This is a genomic window from Microbacterium sp. CSI-V (assembly GCF_001984105.1).
In the GTDB taxonomy this organism is placed as follows: domain Bacteria; phylum Actinomycetota; class Actinomycetes; order Actinomycetales; family Microbacteriaceae; genus Microbacterium.
Window position 1 is genome coordinate 353,295 of record NZ_MTQM01000007.1, and the last position, 22,142, is coordinate 375,436.

Here is a 22,142-nt window from a genome sequence, read left to right on the forward strand (position 1 = left end):
GTGCGTTCAGCGGCGGGAGCGACGCAGGACCATGTCCCGCATGCGGCGCGGGGCGCTCACCAGTGCACGCACGCGTTCGAAGCGCGGGACCAGATCCGGTCGGTTGAAGCGCAGGTACATCCAGAAGAAGTCGGTCGCGCGCCCTGTGCCCATCCAGCCCGCACGGTGCAGGAAGAGCGTCTTGTCCCGGAGCGACCCGGGCAGGGTCGCGGCCATCTCATCGACCTTGAACTCCAGCGAGGTGTGGCTCAGCGCGGCGTACTCCGCGGTGAGGATCGTGCGGGTGTGAAAACCGTCCTCGGCCGCCGCGTACGACGGCATCCGTTCGAGCACGTGAGCCAGCCCGCCGTCCTTGTAGGCGTCCTTCCCCCCGAATTCCTCGTATCGCCAATCGCGTGCCGCGAGGATGCGCAGCGCACGCGGCCGCGCCGCGTACATCGAGCCGAAGGGCGCGAGCGGCGAGACGTTGTCGATGGGCACCGCGATCCCCAACTCCTCGGCGACCCGCTCGAATCGGGGGCGGTTCCCCCACCACGCATGCCCCAGCGTGCCGTGGCCGATATGGATCATCGGCGGGTAGGCAAGCCCGAGAGACTCGTCCCGTTGGAAGAGCGCCACCAGGTTGGCGACGTACCCGGCGTCCGGAAGCAGATTGTCGAGCTGCTGCCCCTTGAAGTGCTGCCCCACCGCGAACCCCTGCTGGGGAGTGCGCTTCGTGTGGACCTTGACGATGAGATCGTATTCGTCGCCGAGAATCACGTCGCGGCATCCGATCAGGAAGGCGCTCTGATCGCGTCCGTCGTTCGATGGGAGTACGCGGACCTCCGTGGTCCGCCCGGGGCGGGCTCGGGCCGCGAGGATCTCCTCGATCGCCCGCGCCCGTTCGGCGTCGGGCGTCGTGATGATCAGGTCGTAGTCGCAGGGCAACAGGTCCGCACGGTCGACCATCTCGTCGGTCATGTCCACGTAGAAGATGTGTGCGATGACGGCGATCCGCAACGGTCGATCCGCGTCGTAGGACACATCCACGCTCGGCAGGATCTCGAGCAGGCCGAGATCGGCGGTGAGGTCCCGCGGCGGAGCGTTACGTGTCAGATGGCTCCAGATCAGATCGGCGCTGTACCCGTAGGATTCGACCTTCTCGAGCAGCCATTTGCCGATCGACGCCTCGTGGTCCATCGTCACGGGCCAGAAGTAGAAGGGCTTCCGCTTGACGATGGGGCATCCGTCGTCGAGCATCTGCGAAGCATTGAAGACGGAGGGGTTCTCGGTGTCGTAACGGTCGTGAGCGAATCCGACGCGATGCGTGAACCCTCGTTCGGCGAAGTGCTCGGTGAAGGTCACCTCGTGCCGCGTGACGGCCTCCGTCCAGTCATCCAGGAGGGGCAGCTCGTCCCAGTACGTTCGCCACGCGGGCGAGGTGAACATCCGTTTCCGCACGGCGATCCAGAACGATTGCAGGTGATACGGGATCACCTCGCCGGTCCAGGACGCGCCCTGCTCGACCCGCGGGTGGTCGGTGAGCCCCCAGAAATCGATCTCGGCCTGTTCCATCGACTCGAAGACCGGCGCGAAGGGTCGCACCGGGCCGTACCAGGTGTCGTTGGTGAGGATGATCTCGTCGAAGGCGTCGAGTTGCCCCGCGAGGAGGTCGAGCCCCGCCTTGTGGCCCCAGATGTCCAACCCGACGTTCTCCCGCTGGAGAACGTCATCGGCGACCTCGGCGAGCCTCGCACGGCCCTCGGGAAGAAGTTCTCCGTTGACCACCGCGACGATCCGATCGGCGTGCTCTCGCAGGCCGCGCAGGGCGTGCAGCACGAAGTCTTCGATCCGGCCCCGGCGGTCGTAGATCACGTAGACGACGGCCCGCGAGCCGCCATCGGGGAAACGAGACGGGTGCGTCATGTCAACGCCTCCTTCCGGTGAGTCGGCCTTGCAGCCGTCGGGCGACTCTGACGGCGCTCGCGGCCCGCGCCACGACGGACCAGACCCGGGGATGCCGGTAGCGGAGCCACATGCGGGTGAAGTCCACGGCGCGGCCCGATCCGACGGGTCCGGCGCGGTGGAGAAGGTTGGTGTAACCGGCGGGATACCCGTACGACGTCATCGCCATGTGATCCCCGATGTACTCCAGGGAAGCGTGGCTCAGGCCCGCGTGCTCGCTCGTTGCGACGGTCCTGCTGACGAAGCCCGCCTCGCCCGCCGCGTACGCGGGCAGCCGCATGCACAGCTCGCCCGCCGCCACGTCGTGCGTCCACCTCACTGAAGAAAGTGCGCGTACCGCCTGCGGCCGCGCCATCCACATCCCCCCGATCGGCGCATGCGGGCTGGCCCAGTCGACGGGCACCGTGATCCCCAGCCGATCGAGGACGGTGAGAGCGGCGTCTCGATGCCCTGCCCACCCCTCGCCGAGGCTCGACATGCCGATATGCGGCGTCGGCGGGAAGACGAGACCGAGCGATGGGTCGCGGTCGAACAGGTCCACGATCTGCGCGAGGTGGGCCGGGCCGTGCCCCAGCAGGCAGTCGATCTGCTGGCGCCGGAAGTAATCGCGGGCGTTGCGCGTCAACCCCGAGGGCGTACCCGTGTGCAACGCGAGAACCAGGTCGACGTCGTCCGCGAGGAGCAGGTCCCGACATTCGTCGAACGCCACGACGGTGTCCGCTCCGACGCGAGACCTCGCCGGCCGGATTTCGTAGGGGAGATCGGTCGGCCCGGCAGCGTCCCAGATGTCGGTGACCACGTCTTCCGTCACGCCGTCCGAAAGGGTGAGAACAACGCGCTGGAGCGAGCGCACGCCGCTCAACCGGGCGACGACGTCCGTCAGCGCGTCGAGGTCTACGACGTGGATGATCGCGAGGATGCGGGCCGCGCGGGTATCGACTGCGGCACGCACCGGAGGGATGACTTCGAGCATGGCACCGGTGGTGTGCAGCCGCTTGGGCGCACATCGCTGTGCCAGGTCGGACCACATCGACGCGACGGGGTACCCGTGTTCGGCCATCGCCGCCGCGAGTCGGCGACCGATGATCGCGTGCTGGTCGAAGAACAGCGGGTATCCGTCGAATACGGCGCGAGGGACGGATGGACACCCGTCCTCGATGAGGAGATCCACGTTGAACATGTCGGCGTGTTCCGCGGGGTAGTCGTCGCTGGAGAATGCCGCCGAGAGACGGAACCCGTCCGCGGTCAGGACATCGCTGAAGCGGTTCTCGATCTCGCGCACGCGCCAGTCCTGGTCTGGTCGGGCCGGCAGCGATGACCAGAATTGCTTCCACGCCTGGGACTGCCGGACCCGGCGACGCGCGGCGAGCCAGTATGCACTGAGCCGGACGACGCCGTCACGCCCCTCGGAACGGTCGCCCCGCACGACGTCACGGCGATCGGTGAGCGACCACACATCCACGTAACGCGACTCGAGACGCTGGAGTACCGGACCCAGCGGCGACACCGGCCCGAACCACGCGTCGGAGGTCAGAACGATCTCATCGAAGGCTTCAGCCCGGGGACCCCACACCCGCAGAGCGTGGGCGTACGCCCACAATCCCTGGGTCTCCGGCCCGACCGTGACGATCTCGTCGGCGAGCGCAGACACCTGAGCGCGTCCCGTCGCGTCGAGCGGACCCGCGACCACGAGGACGTGATCCATTTCGGCTCTCAGACCGGCGAGGGTGTGCAGGGCGGCACCGCTCATCCGTCCGGATCGGGTCTGCACCGCGTACGCGACAGCGCGTGTGCCGCCGAGCGGGAATCGCGGCGGCACGCCGGGGTCAGCGGCCACGCGACTGTCCCTGGTCGAGGGCCTTGAGAAGGTACGCGCCGTACCCGCTCTTGACCAGAGGCTCCGCCAGTGCGCGCAACTCGTCGTCCGTGAGGAAGCCCATCCGCCACGCGACCTCTTCGGGGCAGCCGATGGACAGGCCTTGACGCTTCTCGACGGTGCGGATGAAGTCCGTCGCTTCGGCGAGGGAATCGAAGGTGCCCGTGTCCAACCAGGCGGTACCGCGTGGCAGGAGTTCTACGCGCAGCCGACCCTGCTCCAGATACGTGCGGTTGACGTCCGTGATCTCGAGCTCACCGCGTGGAGACGGCGTGAGCGCACGGGCGATCTCGATCACGTCGTTGTCGTAGAAGTACAGACCCGGAACGGCGTAGTCGCTCTTGGGGGATGCCGGCTTCTCCTCGAGCGAGACCACCCGCCCGTCGGCGTCGAATTCCACGACACCGTATGCGGTCGGGTCCGCCACACGGTATCCGAAGACGACGCCGCCATCGAGCTGCGTGTACTGGCGCAGCCGGGTGCCCATGCCCTGCCCGTAGAAGATGTTGTCGCCGAGCACGAGGGCGACCGGTTCGGACCCGATGTGCTCCTCACCGAGGAGGAATGCCTGGGCGAGTCCGTCGGGCGACGGCTGCACCTTGTAGGTGAGGGAGATACCGAAACGCGACCCGTCTCCGAGCAGCCGCTGGAACTGGTCGGAGTCCTGTGGAGTCGTGATGATGAGGATGTCGCGGATGCCGGCCAGGATCAGCGTCGACAGTGGGTAGTAGATCATCGGCTTGTCGTACACCGGGACGAGCTGCTTGGAGACGCCGAGCGTGATGGGGTGCAGTCGCGACCCCGTTCCGCCCGCAAGGATGATGCCACGCATTCCTCGATTCTCCCCGACCCACCCGGTCCCCGCCAATCCGTCGGCCGCCGTACGTCCCAGGTGAGCCCGGTTAGTCTGGCCGCATGGGTCGTCTTCTTGTCACCGGCGGTGCCGGGTTCATCGGTTCGAACTTCGTCCACCATGTGACCGCGCACACGGATCACTCGGTGACGGTGTTGGACAAGTTGACGTATGCCGGGAATCGGGGGTCGTTGGCGGGGTTGCCGGAGGATCGTGTGCGACTGGTCGTGGGCGACATCGCCGACGCCGCGGTGGTTGATCCGCTGGTCGCCGAGGCCGACGCGGTCGTTCATTACGCTGCGGAGTCCCACAACGACAACTCGCTGCACGACCCGCGGCCGTTCCTGGACACCAACATCGTCGGCACGTACACGCTGCTCGAGGCCGCGCGGAAGCATGACGTGAGGTTCCACCACATCTCCACCGACGAGGTCTACGGCGACCTCGAGCTCGATGACCCGGCCCGATTCACCGAGTCCACGCCCTACAACCCCTCCTCGCCGTACTCCTCGACGAAGGCGGGGTCGGATCTGCTCGTGCGCGCGTGGGTGCGGTCGTTCGGGGTGCGCGCGACGATCAGCAACTGCTCGAACAACTACGGCCCCTACCAGCACGTGGAGAAGTTCATCCCCCGTCAGATCACGAACGTGATCCGTGGCATCCGTCCGAAGCTCTACGGCACCGGGGAGAACGTGCGGGACTGGATCCACGCGGACGACCACTCCTCCGCCGTGCTGACGATCCTCGACAGGGGCGAGATCGGGCAGACCTACCTCATCGGCGCGGACGGCGAGAAGGACAACAAGACCGTGGTCGAGTTGATCCTGCAGACCATGGGCCAGCCCGCCGACGCGTACGACCTGGTCACCGACCGTCCCGGGCACGACCTGCGGTACGCGATCGATTCCACCAAGCTGCGCACCGAGCTCGGCTGGACCCCCACATACGGCGAATTCGAATCGGGCCTGGCCGCGACCATCGACTGGTACCGGCAGAACGAGGCCTGGTGGGCACCGGCGAAGGACGGCGTGGAAGCGTTCTACGCCAGCAAGGGACAGTGAGCGGCATGGCCACCGCGTTCGGCAAGACCCTCGCCACCGCCGAAACCCCCATCCCGGGCCTGATCCTGCTGGACCTGCCCGTGCACGGGGATTCCCGCGGCTGGTTCAAGGAGAACTGGCAGCGGGAGAAGATGACCGCCGAAGGGGTCGACCTGCCCGATTTCGGGCCGGTGCAGAACAACATCTCCTTCAACGACGCCGTCGGCACCACCCGCGGCATCCATGCCGAGCCCTGGGACAAGTACGTCTCCGTCGCCACCGGACGCATCTTCGGCGCCTGGGTCGACCTCCGCGAAGGCGACACCTTCGGCGCCGTGTACACCACCGAGATCGACCCGTCGAAAGCGATCTTCGTGCCGCGAGGCGTCGGCAACTCGTACCAGACCCTGGAACCCGACACCGCCTACACCTACCTCGTCAACGACCACTGGTCCCCCGCCGCGAGCTACACCTTCCTCAATCTCGCGGACGAGACCGTCGGCATCCAGTGGCCGATTCCCCTGGACAGCGTCGAAATCAGCGACAAGGACAAGAATCACCCGCGGCTCGCCGACGTCGTCCCGATGCCGCCGAAGCGGATCCTCGTCACCGGCGCGAACGGGCAACTCGGCCGTGCCCTCCGCGCAGAGTTCGGCGACCACCCCTGGATCGACTACACCACCCGCGACGACCTCGACCTGACCTCCGCCGACCTCGCGACCGCCCGCCGCTGGCGCGACTACGCCACCATCATCAACGCCGCCGCCTACACCAAGGTCGACGCCGCCGAAACACCCGAAGGCCGTACCCACGCCTGGGCCGCGAACGTCACCGCCGTCGCCGCCCTCGCCCGCATCGCCACCGACAACGGCATCACCCTCGTCCACGTGTCGAGCGACTACGTCTTCGACGGGACCAAGGACGGCGCCTACACCCCCGCCGACCCCGTCTCCCCCCTCGGTGTGTACGGGCAGACCAAGGCCGCCGGCGACGCCATCGTCTCCAGCGTCCCCCGCCACTACATCCTCCGCACCAGCTGGGTCATCGGCGACGGCGACAACTTCGTGCGCACCATGGCCTCCCTCGCCGAACGCGGCATCAACCCCCGCGTCGTCAACGACCAAACCGGACGCCTCACCTTCACCACCGACATCGCAGCCACCATCCGCACGCTGCTGGAGACCCGCGCCGCTCACGGCGTCTACAACGTCACCTCGGCGGGCGACCCGGTCTCCTGGTACGACATCGCGCGCGAGGTATACCGCATGACGGGTCACGACCCGGCACGCGTAACCGGGGTCACCACCGAGGAGTACTTCGCCGACGCGGCGGGACCGGTCGCACCGCGGCCCCGGAACAGCGTCCTCGAACTCGGCGATGGCACGTACGTGTGCGCGCCCCTCGGCCCGGACCGACTCCGAGCGTACGTGACAGCCTGATCGGGGAGGGCGTCGACGCAGGATCTCCGACGCCCTCCCCCATTCATCCGACCGTGACGGTCTGACAACCCAGGAACGTGTTCGGCCCCTCGACGTCATTGATCGGATAGACGCAGACGGTGTGCGAACCCTTCGCCGCGGGGACGCGCGCGGAGAACCCGTGACGGTCACCCATGCCGGGGAAAGCTGCCGCGATGTCCGCACGCGAAACGTTCGCGAGGATCGCCGTTCCGATCCCGTCCACGTAGACGTGAACGGCGATCGGATCGCTCGTGTCGGGGTCGAGAGCCCACCCGCCGACCGTGACGGCGCCCGCGGTCGCCCCGACCGCCTCCAGGTTGCCGATCGGGGGCCGCGAATGGTCGGCCACATCGACCGTCCGGCATCCGAGCGAGCTGTTACCCCCGGCGCCGTTGTTGATCACGTAGACACAGATCGAGGACGTGCCTGCGGGAACGGTGATGCGCTCGGCGAAACCGTGCCGCGATCCGACGAGGGGGTAGGCCGCCCCGACGTCGGGGCGATCCGAATCGGCCGTGTAGGCCGCTCCCCTGCTTCCGACGTAGATATGAACGGACACAGGCGAGGTCGTGTCCAGGTCGAGCGCCCATCCGCTGACGGTGGCCGTCATCCCGCTGACGCTCACGCCCTCGAGCATGCCGATGGGTGCCCGCCCGAGGTCGGGCACAGGGATGGTGATCGTCCGGCATCCCAGAGCGCCGTCACCGCCCTTCCCGTTGTTGACGGCGAAGACGCAGACGTCGTGCTTGCCCCCCATGAGGGTGAGGGAGGTCGCAAAGCCGTGATTCGGGCCGAAGGCCGGGTATGCCGCTCCGACGTCGGAACGCGGGAGGTCGGCAGACGAGGACGAGGACGCGCCCGAGGCCTCGATGCGGACCTGGATGGGCAGCGAAGTGTCCGGGTCGATGGCCCACCCGCTCGCTGTCACCCTCGTGCCTTGGACGACCACGGCGTCGAGGGCGCCGAAAGGCACGCGCCCCTGATCGACCGGTTGGCCGACGGTCACCGTGCGACAACCGAGCTGGACGTTCCCGCCGAGGCCCGTGTTGATCCCGTACGCGCAGACGGTGCGCGCCCCCGGTGCGGCCGGGAGGACGGCGCCGAATCCGTGCTTGGCTCCGTAGGCGGGGTAGGCGCCTGCGACGTCCGTGCGGGACGAGTCCGCCAGCAGGGCCGTGCCCACCCCGTCGACGTACACGTGCACGGCAATCGGCTGCGTGGTGTCGGGATCGATGGCCCAGCCGCCGACGGCGACGGCGCCCGCCTGCGCCGTCACCCCCTCGAGATTGCCGAACGGCGAGCCTGCCATGGCCGCGAGACGGTCGCACTTGAGCTGGGAGTCCCGCCCCTGGCCGACGTTGATCCCGATGACGCAGACGGTGTTGTCGCCCTCCTGCGCCGCGGGGACGGTGAGGGAGAAGGCGTGATTTCCGCCGAGCGTCGGATAGGCCGCGGCGACGTCTGCGCGATAGCCGTCAGCGGTCACGGTGCGTGTGGTCCCCTCCACCCGTACCTGGACACTGATGGAATTGGAGGTCTCGGGATCCGCGGTCCATCCCGACACCTGGAAACCGCCCGGTACCCGGGTGATGGCATCGACGGACCCGATCGGCCCATAAGGGTTCCCCATGTCCCGGGTCGACCCGAACCAGTCCGTATAGATGCGCCAGAAGTTGCGGTTGCCGTACGCCGAGCAGCCGTCACCCTCGCCGTAGAGGTTGCGGAGCGCCGCCGCGTTCGGCACGTACGGCGTGTAGATGTACAGCCCGGCCGTGGCGGCGTTCTCGATGTAGACGCGTTGCGTGCCGCAGCTGGTCGTGGGGTTGTAGAGGATGTTGTTCCAGCGCCCCGCCTGGTAGCCCCACCACGTCGGGTTCAGCCGGTAGATCTCGAACTGTCGCGCGGCGTAGTAGACCTGATAGAAGAACCCGGCCGTGGACGCATCGCACGGCGCGGTGTCGGGGCATCCCTGTCCGGTGGCGGCCTTGTACTGGAAGTCTTCGGGCCACGTCGAGGAGACCAGCCGCTGCTCCTTCTCGAGCAGCACGAGCATGGCCTTCTGGCTGATCCCGCAGGAGAGGCCCACCTTGGCGATGATCGTCGCGGCGCTCTCGTTCGCCGCGCCCGCGTATCCGTTGCAGTACTTGTCGGCCGGCCGGTCGTCGGTGTTCTGGCGGTAGTCCTTGAGACAGGTGTACCCGCTCCGGCAGTTCGGCACCTGCTTCTGCAGGAAGGCCTGGATGTCCGACGCGCTCAGCGCCGAGCCGTCGTAGAACAACGCGTCGTCGATGATGTTGCCGGGGTTCCAGTCGGCCGCATTCGCCGCGGAGGCGGATGCCACCGGCGCCACCGTGGCGGGGAGTGCCACCGGCAGCGCGACCAGGAGGGCTGCCGCGCACACCCAGGCGGCGAGGACGGCGAGGGCGGCGCGAGGGCGGGACCGTGCGGTCACGGCGCCGGCTCGACCGTGGAGACGGCCGACTCGGCGCGCGTGGAGGGAGATTCGTACCGCACCCGGAACTGCGGTGCGGTCGACGAATCGTCGACGGGGATCGACATGACTCCGCAGTAGGTCACGTCCTTGCCCTCCGTGCCAGTCACCGAGACCGTGCGGTCGGTGCCCACGAGTTCGAGCGTGCAGGTGCCGTCGTCTTCGGAAACCTTCGGCACCATCGCCGTGACTTCGAGGTTGCCGCCGACGATCTCGGAGGTGATGACGAGAACGTCTCCCGAGAACGGGGTGACGGAGGGCGTCGGCACCGCGGTCGGTGTCGAGGAGGCGCTCGGCTCGGGCGTCGACGAGATGGATGTCGACGGGGTGGGCGTTCCGGTGGACACCGCGCCTCCGACGGGTGTCGCGCAGCCGGCGAGGGCGAGAAGCGCGACGACGCCGACGGGCACGGCCCAGCGGCGACTCCTCTTCCCTGAGGGGGACGTCCGGGGGTGGTTCACGGGGATCACGCGATCATTGTGCGGGCTGCGCGCCGCGAACGGCGGCTGCCACGCCGCGGGCGGTCAGCCGCGGCCGACCCGGCGCCGGAGGCGTCGCAGGCGCGACCACAGCGGCTGGTGCGCATCGATCTCGCGTCGCAGGTCGTCGCGGATCTCGGCGCGCAGCCGCTCCGACTGCCGCGTCGACAGCTCTTCGAGGTGGGCGATGAGCTGCTGCTGCTGGGCGGCGAGGTAGAGCGGCAGCCCGTCTCCCTCCCGCCGCGTCCACTGCTCGAGCGCCCGATCGCGCACCAGCGCATCGTCGCGAGCGTGCGCGTCGGCGAGCGCGAACATGCTGTTGGCGGCGATGCCCGTGGCATCCGGTCGCTGTGTCCAGTAGGCGAGGGGCTCGCCCGCGACGAAGCCGAATCCGGCCCGGGCGAGCACGCGGAGATAGAAGTCCCAGTCCTCGACGGCCTCCAGCGACTCGTCGTACCAGCCCGCTTCCTCGTGGACCGCCGCCCGATAGAGGACGGAGATGGGCACCGCGCGATTGACGCTCAGCATCTCGCCCAGCGAGATCCGCTGCATCCCCGCCCAGAACGGGGCGCGACCGACCTCGACCCACCGCCCCTCGCGCTCCTCCTCGTAGACGATCTCGGTGCTCACCGACACCGCGGCATCCCCGGGGTGCGTATCGAGCCACTCCACGGTGCGGGCGAGGAAGTCCGGATGCCACCGGTCGTCGTCGTCGTGGAGGACCACCAGCTCGGTGGCCGCCGCGCGCACGCCGGCGTTCGCGGCGATGCACCGCCCGCCCTCCCCCGGCGGGATGTGCAGGACATCGGCGGTGAGGCCCGCCTCCGCCACGACCGACTCGACCTCGGGCGGATCGCCCCCGTCGTTCACGACGACGACGCGCCGGTCGGAGAACGACTGGGCGGCGATGTCGGCCAGGGCCCGACGGAGGAAGGCGGGACGTCGTCGGGTGCGGACGACGATTCCGACGCGCGCGGTCATGGGTTCGAGCATAGGTCCCGCCTAGAGTTCGGCGTGCAGAGCCCAGACGCGGTCGGCGGACGCCGCCCACGCGAACCCCTTCGCGCGATCACCGGCGAGCACGCGCAGGCGCTCGGCATCCTCTCCGAGAGCGCGCGCGACGGCGGCGGCGAGTCCGCTCTCCGTGGCGAAGGCGGCCGCGTCAGCGAGCACCTCGCGGTGGACCGCGGTGTCTCTCGCGACGATCGGGACGGAGAGGGCAAGGGCGTCCACGGCCCGCCACGGCCAGTCGGTCCGGGTGCTCGCCGCGATGAACGCGACCGCGTGGGAGAGCACCGCGGCGCGGTCCCACTGGTCGAGTGCACCGCGCGCGTGGACGCGCGCCTCGGGGACCCCCGCGGCGGACGCGAGCTCGACGACGGCCGGCTCCTCCCCCTCCGGCACGTCCAGCACCACGACGTCGCCGTCCCACGCCGACGCAAGGGCCGCGAAGGCGTCCGCGAGGCCGTCCGAGGCGGCGGAGCCGCCGGCCAGGGCGACGAACGACGAGGGCAGGTCGAGCGCGCGGAGACGGCCGACGGCATCGGAGGGCGCACGGAACCCGGCCGCCGGTGCCCCGCCGATCACGCGCACCTTGGCGACGAGCTTGGCCTTGGCCACCTCCGCCAGGCGCTCGGCCATGGCGTGCGAGGGCACGACGACGGCATCGGCGTGCTTGCCGATGCGCGACAGCAGCGCTCGGGTGCCGAGGACCTCGGCCCGGGGCAGCTCGTCCGGTGTCTCCCACGCGCGGAGGTCCCACAGCGTGACGACGATCTGGTGCGTCTCGTTGACACGGTCGTGCCGGACGAGCGGGGCGAGCGCGGTCGGCGAGTGGATGAGCCCGCGACCGATGCCGGGCGCCACCCCGAGCTGCCAGGATGCCGCCAGCTCGCGTCGGCGCATCGACAGGCGCGTCTCGGCGCTGAGACCCGTGACGCCCGCGTCGTCGGGGAGACCCGGCGCGGGAGTGATGGCCGCGACGTCGCAGCCGCGCGGGGCGGTGTCGACGAGAGCCTGGGCGAGCGACGCCGAGGCTTCCGCGAGGTCGCGGGAGGTCGGCGCGACGAGCTGGTCGAGGACGACGCGAAGGGTGACGGTCACGGCGCGGGGCTCTCCGTTTCGGTCGGGGGGTGGAGCTTGTCGCGCACGATCTGCTGCACCTGCGCGTAGTCCGGGTCGAACTCGTCGACGCCACCCTCGGGGGTCAATTCGATCGTCGTGACCGGCTGGCCCTTTGCCTTCAGCGCGAGGTCGACCAGCGTCGGGGCGATGAGACCCTGCGGGAGGTCGGTCTCGAGGATGTTCGTCCCCGCGGCGGCCACCTGCTGGAAGTGCTGGAGGACGTTCTGCGGGGTGAACTGCGCGAGGATCGCCTCCTGCAACTCGCGCTGGCGGCGCATGCGGTCGAAATCGCTCGTGGTGTACCGCGAACGGGCGTACCACTGGGCGGTGTCTCCGTCCATGTGCTGCTGACCGGGCTCGATCCAGCCGAAGGCCCAGTCGTCCACCGGCTGGCCGTCGTACGCAGGCCCGCCCTTGGGGAGGCGCTCCTGGACGTTGATGTCGACGCCGCCGAGCGCGTCGACGACGTCGGCGAAGCCCTTCATGTCGATCAGCACGTAGTACGGGATCTGGATGCCGAGGATGCCCTCGGCGGCATCCTTGGTCGCCTCGATGCCCGGTTCGGAGCCGTTGGCCTTGGCGTCGGGGTAGAGGGCGTTTCCGTCCTGGCACACCTCGACTTCGGTGCGGAGCTGGTTGATGCCGCTGCCCCAGCCGCAGGTCGGGTCGTACTTGCCCTGGTGTCCGTTCGGGTACAGGTCCTGCATGGGCCCGGGGGCGAAGGGGAAATTCGGCATGTCGCGCGGGATCCCGGTGATGGTCACCGCTCCCGTGGAGGCGTTGATCGAGACCACGGAGATGGAGTCGAACCGCATCGAGTCGCGCCCCTCACCCGAGTCGGCACCCAGGAGGAGGATGTTGTAGTAGCCGTCGGACGGCGGGACGACGGGTGCCGATTCGGCGAAGATCGACGCGAAGGCGTCCCTTGTCGTCCCGGCGGCCTGGGCGGCCCACGCGGCACCCGAGCCGGTGAGGACGAGCAGCCCCACCGACACGACCGTCATGATCCACCGGGCCACGGGCCCCGTCCGCACGAGTCGCACCAGCCGCAGGGTGTCGATCGTGAGCACGATCCACAGCACGATGTAGCCGACGAGGACGACCTGCACCAGGGTGAGCGGAACCCACCGGAACCACGACAGGAAGTCGGGGATGAACGAGCCCGTCGCGAGGGCGAAGAGACCGCTCGGCCAGAGCAACGCCGCCACCGCCGTGAGGACGAGGGCCGTCCAGAGGAAGAGCGTGGCGCCCAGGCCGAATCGGCCCAGGCGACGGTTGCCCGCGAGGATCTGCGCCGACCCGGGGATGAGCACGTTGAGCACGACGAGCCACCACCCGCGCCGCGTCATGACCTCGCGCGACGACGCGTCCGGATGACGCAGGGGCCGGGACTCCGTCAGCGACGGGCGGGCGCGCGGCCGCGGCGGGGCGGCGACGCTCACAACGACTCCTTGAGGCGGCGGTTCTTCTCCTCCACCTGGGACTCGAGATCGGCGGCGTAGCCCTCGACGCGGTCGCCGAGGGCGACGTCGGCGGCACCGAGGATGCGCGCGGCGAGGAGCCCTGCGTTCTTCGCCCCGTTGATCGACACCGTCGCGACGGGGATCCCGGCGGGCATCTGCACGATGCTGAGCAGCGAGTCGAGACCGTCGAGCGTGGCCAGCTGGACGGGGACGCCGATGACCGGGAGCGCGGTGACGGAGGCGAGCATTCCGGGGAGGTGGGCGGCCCCACCGGCTCCGGCGATGATGGCGCGCAGCCCCCGCGCCCGCGCCTCGCGGCCGTACCGGATGAGCTTGTCGGGCGTGCGGTGAGCCGAGACGACCTCCACCTCGTGGGGGATGCCGAATTCGGTGAGCACCTGCGAGGCGTCGCTCATCACGCGCCAGTCGGAGTCGGAGCCCATGACGACGCCGACCAGCGGCGTCTCGGAGGAATGCAGCGGCCGGGTCACCGGTCCAGGCTAGGGCGGGTCGCTGGAAGATCCCGGAACGGCACGCTCAGTCGAAGAATGCCGCCGCCGCGCGGCCCTCGTAGACGACGTCGTCCAGGTCGTCGCCGGCGACGTTGACGTGCCCGACCTTGCGCCCCGGACGCGGGTCCTTGCCGTACGTGTGGATCTTCGCCGTCGGGTGCGCGGCCATCGCGGGTGCGAAGCGCTCGGTCAGCCCGCCCTCGGCGGGCCCGCCGAGGATGTTGACCATGACGGTCCACGGAGCCGTGGCATCCGTCGATCCGAGCGGAAGGTCGAGCACGGCGCGCAGATGCTGCTCGAACTGGCTGGTGACGGCGCCGTCCTGCGTCCAGTGGCCGCTGTTGTGCGGCCGCATGGCGAGTTCGTTGATGAGGACGCGCTCGTCGGTCGTCTCGAACAGCTCGACGGCGAGCATGCCGGTCACCCCGAGCCCTTCGGCGACGGCGACGCCGATCGCGGCGGCCGCGCGCTCGAGCCGGTCCCCCGCACGCGGAGCGGGCGCGATCACCTCGGCGCACACCCCGTCGCGCTGCGTCGTCGCCACGAGAGGATACGCCCGCACCTCGCCGGACGGACGACGCGCGACCTGCTGCGCCAGTTCGCGCGTGAAGTCGACGAGTTCTTCGACCAGGAGCGCCCCGCCGTGGGCGTCCTCGGCAAGCGCGGCGAACCAATCGTCGGCTTCGGTCGCGGCCGAGACCACGCGCACGCCCTTGCCGTCGTACCCGCCGCGGGGGGTCTTCACGACGGCGCGTCCGCCGTGGGCGTCGAGGAAGTCCTGGAGCTGCGCGGCATCCGAGACGGCGGCCCAGTCGGGCTGCGGCATCCCGAGCTCGGCCATGCGCGCGCGCATGACGAGCTTGTCCTGGGCGACGGCCAGCGGGGCCGGGCCCGGGTGGACCGCGACGCCGGCGTCGACGAGCGCGGCCAGGACGTCCTGAGGCACGTGCTCGTGGTCGAACGTGAGCACGTCCACCTCACGCGCGAAGCGGAGCACGGTCTCGGCGTCGCGGTAGTCGCCCACGGCGGTGGCGGCGAGCCCCGCCGACATGCCCTCGGTCTCGGCGAGGACACGGATGTCGATCCCGAGCTCCTCGGCCGGCGCGATCATCATCCGCGCCAGCTGTCCTCCACCGACCACTCCGACTCGCAGCGCCATGCCGCTCCTTCCGTCCCGTCCATTGTGCTCCACACCGCCGCCGCACTTCCCGACCCCGGCGAGAGGCACGACGTCCGCGTCAGAACTCGACGGCGCCGGAGCCGTGCGCCTGCGAGTCGCGATGCGCGAGGATCTGGTTCACCTCGACCTGGTCGACCAGCGTCTCGTGCACGAGCACCGCGTGGGGGACGTTCTTCAGACGAAGGGGAGGTTCCACTCCGTTGGACAGCGTGAGGGTCCCCGCTCCCCACAGCCGTTGGAGGATGCCGCGCCTCATCTGGATCGCGTACCCGCGCACGTGCGAGATCTCGCGGCTGCTCGACCCGAAGAAGCCGGAGCGCTCGATGACGCGGCGGGTGGTGATCGTCCACGACCGGGAGAGCCACACGAAGTACGGCACGATCACCAGCAGCACCAGCGCGGCACCGGCCGCGGTCAACAGCATCCAGTTCTCGAACGGAGCCGGGAGATTGTCGTAGTAGTACGCGGTCGCACCGGCCACGGCGATCAGCACGAGGGCCGACCAGAACAACCGCCGGGCGTGACCGCGCAGGCGCGCGATGCGGCGCTCGGGCGCAGCCGCGCCAGGGGCCGGCGTGCGGGGACGGCCTCCGTAGGTGTCGGGCGGGGTCACGTACTCATTGTGGGGGCGGGAGCCGCCGGCGTCGCCCGCACACGCGGGACGGGCGCGGGTCAGCGCACGTGGACGACATCCCCGGCGGCGACCACCGTCTGGATCGTGCCCGATTCGACTACCAGGCGTCCCTCGGTGTCGAGCCGTTCCGCCCGGCCCTGGACGGTGGTGCCGTCGGGGAGGGACACCGACACCTCACGGCCCACGGTCGAACACAGCTTCTCGACGTCGCGGTGCACGCGGGCGACATCGCCCTCCGAGAGCGCGGCGAGCAGCGCGGCGAGGGACTCGAGGTAATCGGCGAGCAGGCGATCCTCGTCGACCTCGACGCCGAGGGCTGTGAACGAGGTGGCCGTCGACACCGGCAGATCCGCCCGGGTCATGCGCGTGTTGATCCCCGATCCGATCACGACCGTGTCGAGGGTGCCCGGAACGGCCTCGGCGAGGATGCCGCAGATCTTCCCCCCGTCCACGAGTACGTCGTTCGGCCACTTCAGCTGCGCGCTCGGACCGTGACCGGTCAGGCGGGAAGCGACGGCGCGCGTCATGGCCGCACCCGCGGCGAGGGGGATCCACCCGCGCATCCCCATCGGGATGCGCCCGGCGTCCACGACGACCGACACGGCGAGGGCGGTCCCGGCCGGAGCGGTCCACGTGCGGTCGAGTCGGCCCCGCCCGGCGCGCTGGTCGTCCGTGACGAGCAACGACAGATGCGGCCATCCGGCGGGGTCCGCTGCGACGGCGGCGACGACGTCGGCGTTGGTGGAGTCGGTGGTCTCGACGACCTGGAGGCGCGGGCTGAGCGCGGCGGTGAGCGGGTATCCGGCAGCGGGGATCGGCATGTGCACACCCTAGGCACGACCCGGGGGAATCGGCATCCCCGGGCCGTCCCCCGGCCTCGCACTCTCGCGCACGAATGGATGGATGCCACAGCGTCCCGACGAGGTGCTTGTGCGCACCCTCCAACATCGGCGTCGAACCGGTCGATAGGGTGGAAAGCGTGACCGACCAGCCCGATCTCTTCACCACCGCCGGCAAGATCGCGGACCTGCGCGCCAGGTTCCAGGACGCGGTCGTCGACGCCGAAGCCGCCGCGCGCACGAAACAGCACGCGAAGGGCAAGCTCACCGCCCGCGAGCGCATCGAGATGCTGGTCGACCCCGGCTCGTTCGTCGAGCTCGACGAGTACGTCCGCCACCGCACCACGGCGTTCGGCATGGACAAGTCGCGCCCCTACGGTGACTCCGTCGTCACGGGCACGGGCACGATCCACGGGCGCACGGTCGCCGTCTACGCGCAGGACTTCTCCACCTTCGGCGGCTCGCTCGGCGAGGTCGCCGGCGACAAGATCATCAAGGTCATGGAGCTGGCGCTCCGCAGCGGCATCCCGATCATCGGCATGCTCGACTCGGGCGGCGCGCGCATCCAGGAGGGTGTCGTCGCGCTCGGCAAGTACGGCGAGATCTTCCGCTTGAACACCGCCGCCTCGGGGGTCATCCCGCAGATCTCGATCATCATGGGACCCGCCGCCGGCGGCGCCGTGTACTCGCCCGCGCTCACCGACTTCGTCATCATGGTCGACAAGACGAGCCAGATGTTCGTCACCGGCCCCGACGTCATCAAGACCGTCACCGGCGAAGACGTCGGCATGGAGGATCTCGGCGGCGCCCACACCCACAACACCCGGTCTGGCGTGGCGCACTACCTCGCCGAGGACGAGGACGACGCGCTCGACTACGCCCGCACCCTCGTCGGATTCCTCCCCGACAACAACCTCGCCGAGATCCCGGTCTACGAGACGCCGTTCGAATTCGAGACGACGGATGCCGATCGAGCGCTCAACACCGTCATCCCCGACTCGCCGAACCAGCCCTACGACATCCACACCGTGATCGACGGCATCGTGGACGGGGCCGACTTCCTCGAGGTCCAGCCGCTGTTCGCCCCGAACATCGTCATCGGCTTCGGCCGTATCGAGGGCCGGACCGTCGGCATCATCGCCAACCAGCCCTCGCAGATGGCCGGCACGCTGAACATCGACGCGGGAGAGAAGGCCTCCCGCTTCGTGCGGTTCTGCGACGCGTTCTCCGTGCCGATCGTGACGCTCGTCGACGTGCCCGGCTACCTGCCCGGCACCGACCAGGAGTGGACCGGTGTCATCCGCCGCGGCGCGAAGCTCCTCTACGCCTACGCCGAGGCCACCGTGCCGCTGGTCACGGTGATCCTGCGCAAGGCCTACGGCGGCGCCTACATCGTGATGGGGTCGAAGCAGCTCGGTGCCGACATCAACCTCGCGTGGCCGACCGCCGAGATCGCCGTGATGGGCGGTCAGGGCGCGGTGAACATCCTCTACCGCGGTGAGATCAAGCGCGCCGAGGAAGCGGGCGAGGACGTCGCGGCGGTGCGCACCCGCCTCGCGAACGAGTACACCTATAACGTGGCATCCCCGTTCCTCGCGGCCGAGCGCGGCGAGCTCGACGGCATCATCGAGCCCGCGCAGACGCGCGTGTCGATCGCCAAGGCGCTGCGGGCACTGCGCAACAAGCGGGCGAGTCTGCCGGCGAAGAAGCACGGGAACATCCCGCTGTGAGCGAGACCGGTGACGGATCGCCCGAGACCGTCGGACGCATCGTGCGCGGCACCCCCACGCCCGAGGAACTCGCCGCGGCGATCGTCGTCGTGAGCGAGGCGTACGCCCGGGAGTCCGCCGATGCCACGGCACCGGAGACGTCGGCGCGCTCGCGCTGGGAGTTGTCCGCTCGCGGACTGCGGGCCCCGCTCGACCGCGACGCCGGCTGGAACGGATTCACGGGCTGACTGTCCCCCGAAATACCTACAGACGCCGCGAGAACGTTCGCGAATACTGGAGGAGCTGGAACGCATCACGCGTTCGGTCGGGCCGCTCCATCGAGCCGGTTCCGGCCACCGCGGACGGTTTTCGGGTAGCCGTTCGCATGGGTGAGGGGCAGGCGACATCGCCGCCCCTCACCCCTCACTTTTCGCACTCTTCCCCGGATGCAGATACCCGTTCTGGCCCCCGTCGGCGTTCGCGCCACGGGGGCCTCTCCTTCGCCGTCCGTGCGGGCGGCGCATCCTTCGCGTCAGTGCGGGCGGCGGATCTCGCGCCAGAGATCGACGTCGTCGTCGTCGGCCCCGGCGCCCGCAGCCGCCGTGCGACCCACGACGGTGACCGCCACCTCGTGGTGGGGCGAGGTCCGGATGATCAGACGCTCGGACGCGGCCTCCTCGACGATGCCCGCCAGCTCGGACCGAATGTCGCGCAGCGCCGACGCCGGCAGGTCTTCCAGGCCCCCCTCGTCAAAGAGCATGACGATCGTCCCGCGGCGACGCGCCGCGTCGATCTGTGCGCGCACCGCCTCGTCGAGGAGACGGGGGCTGCGCAACTCGTCGCGCAGGCTCTGCTCGGCGAGGCGCGCCGCGTTCTTCTCGCTCGGACGCAGGTTCCCACCCGTCTCGATCGTGCGACCGAGCACCGGACCGGCGACGTGAAGCGCCCGCTGCACGTGCAGCCGACGCTCGCGCTGACGCCCGCTCTGCGAGGCCTGCCAGGCGGATGCCGCCTGCTGCAGCTCCGACAGCTGCTCCGCATCGCGGGCGACCCGGTCGAGAGCGGTGGTGATGAGCTGGGCCACCGCCACCCAGACGAGCGAACCCACGAGCCCCAGGCTGAGCGCGGCGAGCGGGCCCAGCCAGACCGCCGCCGACACGGCCAGGAGGCCCGTGCCGATCCAGGCGACGACGGGTCGCCGCCGCACCATGACGACGGTCATGAGCGCGCCGATTCCGCCGATGACCCACGTGACGAACGGCTGCGACCGTCCGGCCTCGTTCACCGCCGCGAAGGCGGCGTTCGGGACGACCGCGGCGGCCAGCAGCGCGAGGCCGACGGCCCATCGCGGAGGCGCGAGCCGCGTGTCCGTGTCCGCGTCGTCCGGAGCCGCGACGCGGCGACGCGTCGGCAGGAGGATCCAGAGCCAGGTGATCGGGAGGTACAGCACGAGCGCAGCGATCAGCAGCCAGCCGCGTTCGACCGTGTCGGGCAGCGTCCACAGGAGGCTGCGCGCGGAGAGGTAGGCCGTGAAGGCCAGGCCGATGCCCGAGAGGATGGAGCGGACGGTCACCAGCGGTCCCCGCTCTCCCACTCGAGGGTCACCGTCGTGCCCGCGGGCGAGGAGTCCAGGGTCGAGCGTCCGCCGACCGCCGTGACGCGCGCGATGATGGAGCCGCGGATGCCGAGCCGATCGGCGGGGATCGCATTCACGTCGAAGCCGCGACCGGCATCCCGCACCCGGATCGTCACTCCCCCGGGCTCGGCGGAGCCGGTGACCTCGACGGTCAGGGCTCGCGCTTCGGCATGCTGCACCGCGTTGGCGACGGCCTGCATCGCGGCGAGCACGAGCGCCCGGGCCACCCGCCCGGGAACGCGGGGCGTGCCCTCCTGCACCCGTCGGGTCACCGCCAGTTCCACCCCGAAGTCGCGGGCCGAGGTCTCGATGTCGTCGGCGAGGGCCGCGGCATCCATCGGCTCGTCGCTGCCCTCGAGGGCGTCCTTCTCGGCGTTGGCCAGCCGCGTGAGGGCCTCGCGCGCCATGCTCACGGCGAGGGTGCGCTCCCGCGGGGTCGAGGCGCGTTCGGCCGCGAGCAGGGCGCCCAGGACGCTGTCGTGCATGAGTGCCGCGACGGCGACCCGCTCGTGCTCGGTCGCGGCGGTGGCCGCAGCCTGCGCGTAGCTGGCGACGGCCCGGGCGCGCGTCTCGTCGACGTTCGCCGCGATCGAGCGGTACATCCAGGTGAGAGTCACCAGGACCGCGCCCAGCATCAGCGCGAACGAGACGTCGAGCGCGACGGGCAGCAGGAACTCCGACCGTCCGCCCGCCTGGATGAGACGGACCACACCGAACAGCAGCGGCGCGGCCACCGTCCAGGCGATCTGCAGGGACAGCGGGAAGGCCACGACCGTGGCCACCGTGGCCACGTTGATGAGGTAGAAGATCCAGGGGTTCTCGGTGGGCGACGGGGACTGCTCGCCGCCGACGGTGGCGATCGGCCAGAGGGCGAGGGCGACCATGAACAGCACCGCGAACACGCCCGAGAACACCCTCGCGAACCGGTTGACGGCGCACGCCACGACCATCGCGACCAGCGGAACGAAGACGCCGATGACCAGGGGCAGATGCCACCCCGGGGCTTCGTCGCTCGGCCCGAAGGCGGCGACGAAGGCCTGCACCCCGAGGACGAGACAGGCCGGCCCGACCAGCAGGGTGATGACGCGCTCGATGCGCTTCTGCGTGAACGAACCGGGGTCGTCGCTCGTCTCGCGCGTGTGCGGGATCCGCCCCCACGCCTCGTCGAGGACCGACCGATCGACGTCAGGCATCTCGGGGCGTCTCGGGCGTCTCGTGGAGGATGCCGTCCTCCATCGCCCGTCGCAGCAGATCGACCTTGGTCGGGGCGGGGCGCCCCACCTCGACGTACTTCACGCGCACGCGCGTGATGTTCTCCTTGGCCGTGGAGTAGGCCACGCCCAGGCGCTCGGCGACGGCCTTGAGAGGGAGCCCGGCGGCGTACAGCCGGAGCACTTCGCGCTCGCGCGCGGACAGCTGCGCATCGGCGAACTCGCGGTCGCCCTCGACCGCGCTGGCCCACTCGACGTTGTCGAGCAGCTCGCCGCGGGCGACGGTCCCGATGGCCGCGAGTACCTCGTGCGTGGGAGACGACTTGCTCACGATGCCCGCGGCGCCGGCGGCGAGCGCCTCGCGCACGGCGGCCGGGCGGTCGGCGACGCTGTGGATGATGACGCTGGAACCGTCCCGCACGACACGGTCGACGTTCTCGGAGACGGTGGTGCCGTCACCGAGCGTGAGGTCGAGGACCACCACATCGGCGGGGGCCTCACCCGCGGTGCGGCGCCAATCGAGGTAGGCGGCGACGTTCGCGCCCGACAGGACCACCTGGAACGACTCGGTCTGCGCCAACGCCGCCTCGAGGCCGAGCCGGACCGATTCATGGTCATCGATGAGGGCGACGCGCGTCATCCCCACATCGTATCGGCGCGACCCCTCCCCCGCCGGGAGTGCACACCCGCC

Annotated in this window: 19 protein-coding genes; 4 read left to right on the forward strand and 15 right to left on the reverse strand. The window is 70.1% G+C overall.

Annotated elements, in window-relative coordinates:
- Positions 1-6: 6 nt before the first annotated feature.
- The 3 genes from CSIV_RS05760 to rfbA are packed head-to-tail and all read right to left on the reverse strand — an operon-like array spanning position 7 to position 4,652.
- Positions 7-1,905, reverse strand: coding sequence for a rhamnan synthesis F family protein (locus tag CSIV_RS05760; protein ID WP_077050443.1), 1,899 nt, complete (start codon positions 1,903-1,905; stop codon positions 7-9).
- Position 1,906: 1 nt separating this feature from the next.
- A complete protein-coding gene (locus tag CSIV_RS05765; protein ID WP_077050444.1) occupies positions 1,907-3,781 on the reverse strand; it encodes a rhamnan synthesis F family protein in 1,875 nt (624 codons plus the stop codon).
- Positions 3,771-4,652, reverse strand: a complete 882-nt coding sequence (gene rfbA / locus CSIV_RS05770) for a glucose-1-phosphate thymidylyltransferase RfbA (RefSeq protein ID WP_077050445.1) — start codon at positions 4,650-4,652, stop codon at positions 3,771-3,773. Before rfbA ends, CSIV_RS05765 begins: the two co-directional genes overlap by 11 nt.
- An 83-nt stretch (positions 4,653-4,735) precedes the next feature.
- Between rfbA and rfbB the strand changes: the two genes are divergently transcribed.
- Positions 4,736-5,734: a dTDP-glucose 4,6-dehydratase gene (rfbB, locus tag CSIV_RS05775; RefSeq protein WP_077050446.1), complete on the forward strand. Its 999-nt coding sequence runs from the start codon at positions 4,736-4,738 to the stop codon at positions 5,732-5,734.
- 5 nt (positions 5,735-5,739) lie between these two features.
- Positions 5,740-7,152, forward strand: coding sequence for a sugar nucleotide-binding protein (locus CSIV_RS05780; protein WP_077050447.1), 1,413 nt, complete (start codon positions 5,740-5,742; stop codon positions 7,150-7,152).
- Between the two features lie 43 nt (positions 7,153-7,195).
- Here the strand turns inward: CSIV_RS05780 and CSIV_RS05785 are convergent, their stop codons facing one another.
- From CSIV_RS05785 to CSIV_RS05825, 9 genes are all read right to left on the reverse strand, one after another.
- Complete coding sequence (locus CSIV_RS05785; protein WP_077050448.1) at positions 7,196-9,625, reverse strand: hypothetical protein; 2,430 nt, start codon at positions 9,623-9,625, stop codon at positions 7,196-7,198.
- On the reverse strand, positions 9,622-10,134 hold the full coding sequence (locus tag CSIV_RS05790; protein WP_139340613.1) for a hypothetical protein: 513 nt from the start codon (positions 10,132-10,134) through the stop codon (positions 9,622-9,624). Before CSIV_RS05790 ends, CSIV_RS05785 begins: the two co-directional genes overlap by 4 nt.
- 54 nt (positions 10,135-10,188) lie before the next feature.
- Positions 10,189-11,124 carry a glycosyltransferase family A protein gene (locus CSIV_RS05795; protein WP_077050640.1) on the reverse strand — a complete coding sequence of 312 codons (936 nt, stop codon included), beginning with the start codon at positions 11,122-11,124 and terminating at the stop codon, positions 10,189-10,191.
- A gap of 21 nt (positions 11,125-11,145) precedes the next feature.
- Positions 11,146-12,246: a glycosyltransferase gene (locus CSIV_RS05800; protein WP_077050450.1), complete on the reverse strand. Its 1,101-nt coding sequence runs from the start codon at positions 12,244-12,246 to the stop codon at positions 11,146-11,148.
- Positions 12,243-13,709, reverse strand: a complete 1,467-nt coding sequence (locus tag CSIV_RS05805; protein ID WP_083735008.1) for an LCP family glycopolymer transferase — start codon at positions 13,707-13,709, stop codon at positions 12,243-12,245. The genes CSIV_RS05800 and CSIV_RS05805 overlap by 4 nt, the downstream gene beginning before the upstream one ends.
- Positions 13,706-14,173, reverse strand: a complete 468-nt coding sequence (purE, locus tag CSIV_RS05810) for a 5-(carboxyamino)imidazole ribonucleotide mutase (RefSeq protein ID WP_077050642.1) — start codon at positions 14,171-14,173, stop codon at positions 13,706-13,708. The genes CSIV_RS05805 and purE overlap by 4 nt, the downstream gene beginning before the upstream one ends.
- Before the next feature lie 94 nt (positions 14,174-14,267).
- Entirely contained in the window at positions 14,268-15,401 is a 1,134-nt protein-coding gene (locus CSIV_RS05815) for a 5-(carboxyamino)imidazole ribonucleotide synthase (RefSeq protein ID WP_077050451.1), read from the reverse strand.
- A 79-nt stretch (positions 15,402-15,480) separates the two neighbouring features.
- Positions 15,481-16,035, reverse strand: a complete 555-nt coding sequence (locus CSIV_RS05820; RefSeq protein ID WP_077050452.1) for a PH domain-containing protein — start codon at positions 16,033-16,035, stop codon at positions 15,481-15,483.
- Between the two features lie 59 nt (positions 16,036-16,094).
- Complete coding sequence (locus CSIV_RS05825) at positions 16,095-16,877, reverse strand: biotin--[acetyl-CoA-carboxylase] ligase (protein ID WP_077050453.1); 783 nt, start codon at positions 16,875-16,877, stop codon at positions 16,095-16,097.
- 158 nt (positions 16,878-17,035) lie between these two features.
- On the opposite strand from CSIV_RS05825, the gene CSIV_RS05830 reads away from it, so the two are divergent.
- Both CSIV_RS05830 and CSIV_RS05835 read left to right on the forward strand, forming a co-directional pair.
- Positions 17,036-18,625 (forward strand): acyl-CoA carboxylase subunit beta, encoded by a 1,590-nt coding sequence (locus CSIV_RS05830; protein ID WP_283287906.1) that lies wholly within the window; start codon positions 17,036-17,038, stop codon positions 18,623-18,625.
- Entirely contained in the window at positions 18,622-18,852 is a 231-nt protein-coding gene (locus CSIV_RS05835; RefSeq protein WP_077050455.1) for an acyl-CoA carboxylase subunit epsilon, read from the forward strand. The genes CSIV_RS05830 and CSIV_RS05835 overlap by 4 nt, the downstream gene beginning before the upstream one ends.
- 284 nt (positions 18,853-19,136) lie before the next feature.
- On the opposite strand, the gene CSIV_RS05840 is transcribed toward CSIV_RS05835, so the two are convergent.
- Genes CSIV_RS05840 through CSIV_RS05850 form a run of 3 tightly spaced genes read right to left on the reverse strand, consistent with a single transcriptional unit; the run spans position 19,137 to position 22,091 of the window.
- Positions 19,137-20,177 (reverse strand): hypothetical protein, encoded by a 1,041-nt coding sequence (locus CSIV_RS05840; protein ID WP_083735027.1) that lies wholly within the window; start codon positions 20,175-20,177, stop codon positions 19,137-19,139.
- Positions 20,174-21,433, reverse strand: coding sequence for a sensor histidine kinase (locus CSIV_RS05845; protein ID WP_139340614.1), 1,260 nt, complete (start codon positions 21,431-21,433; stop codon positions 20,174-20,176). Before CSIV_RS05845 ends, CSIV_RS05840 begins: the two co-directional genes overlap by 4 nt.
- A complete protein-coding gene (locus tag CSIV_RS05850; RefSeq protein ID WP_077050456.1) occupies positions 21,426-22,091 on the reverse strand; it encodes a response regulator transcription factor in 666 nt (221 codons plus the stop codon). Before CSIV_RS05850 ends, CSIV_RS05845 begins: the two co-directional genes overlap by 8 nt.
- Positions 22,092-22,142 lie beyond the last annotated feature (51 nt).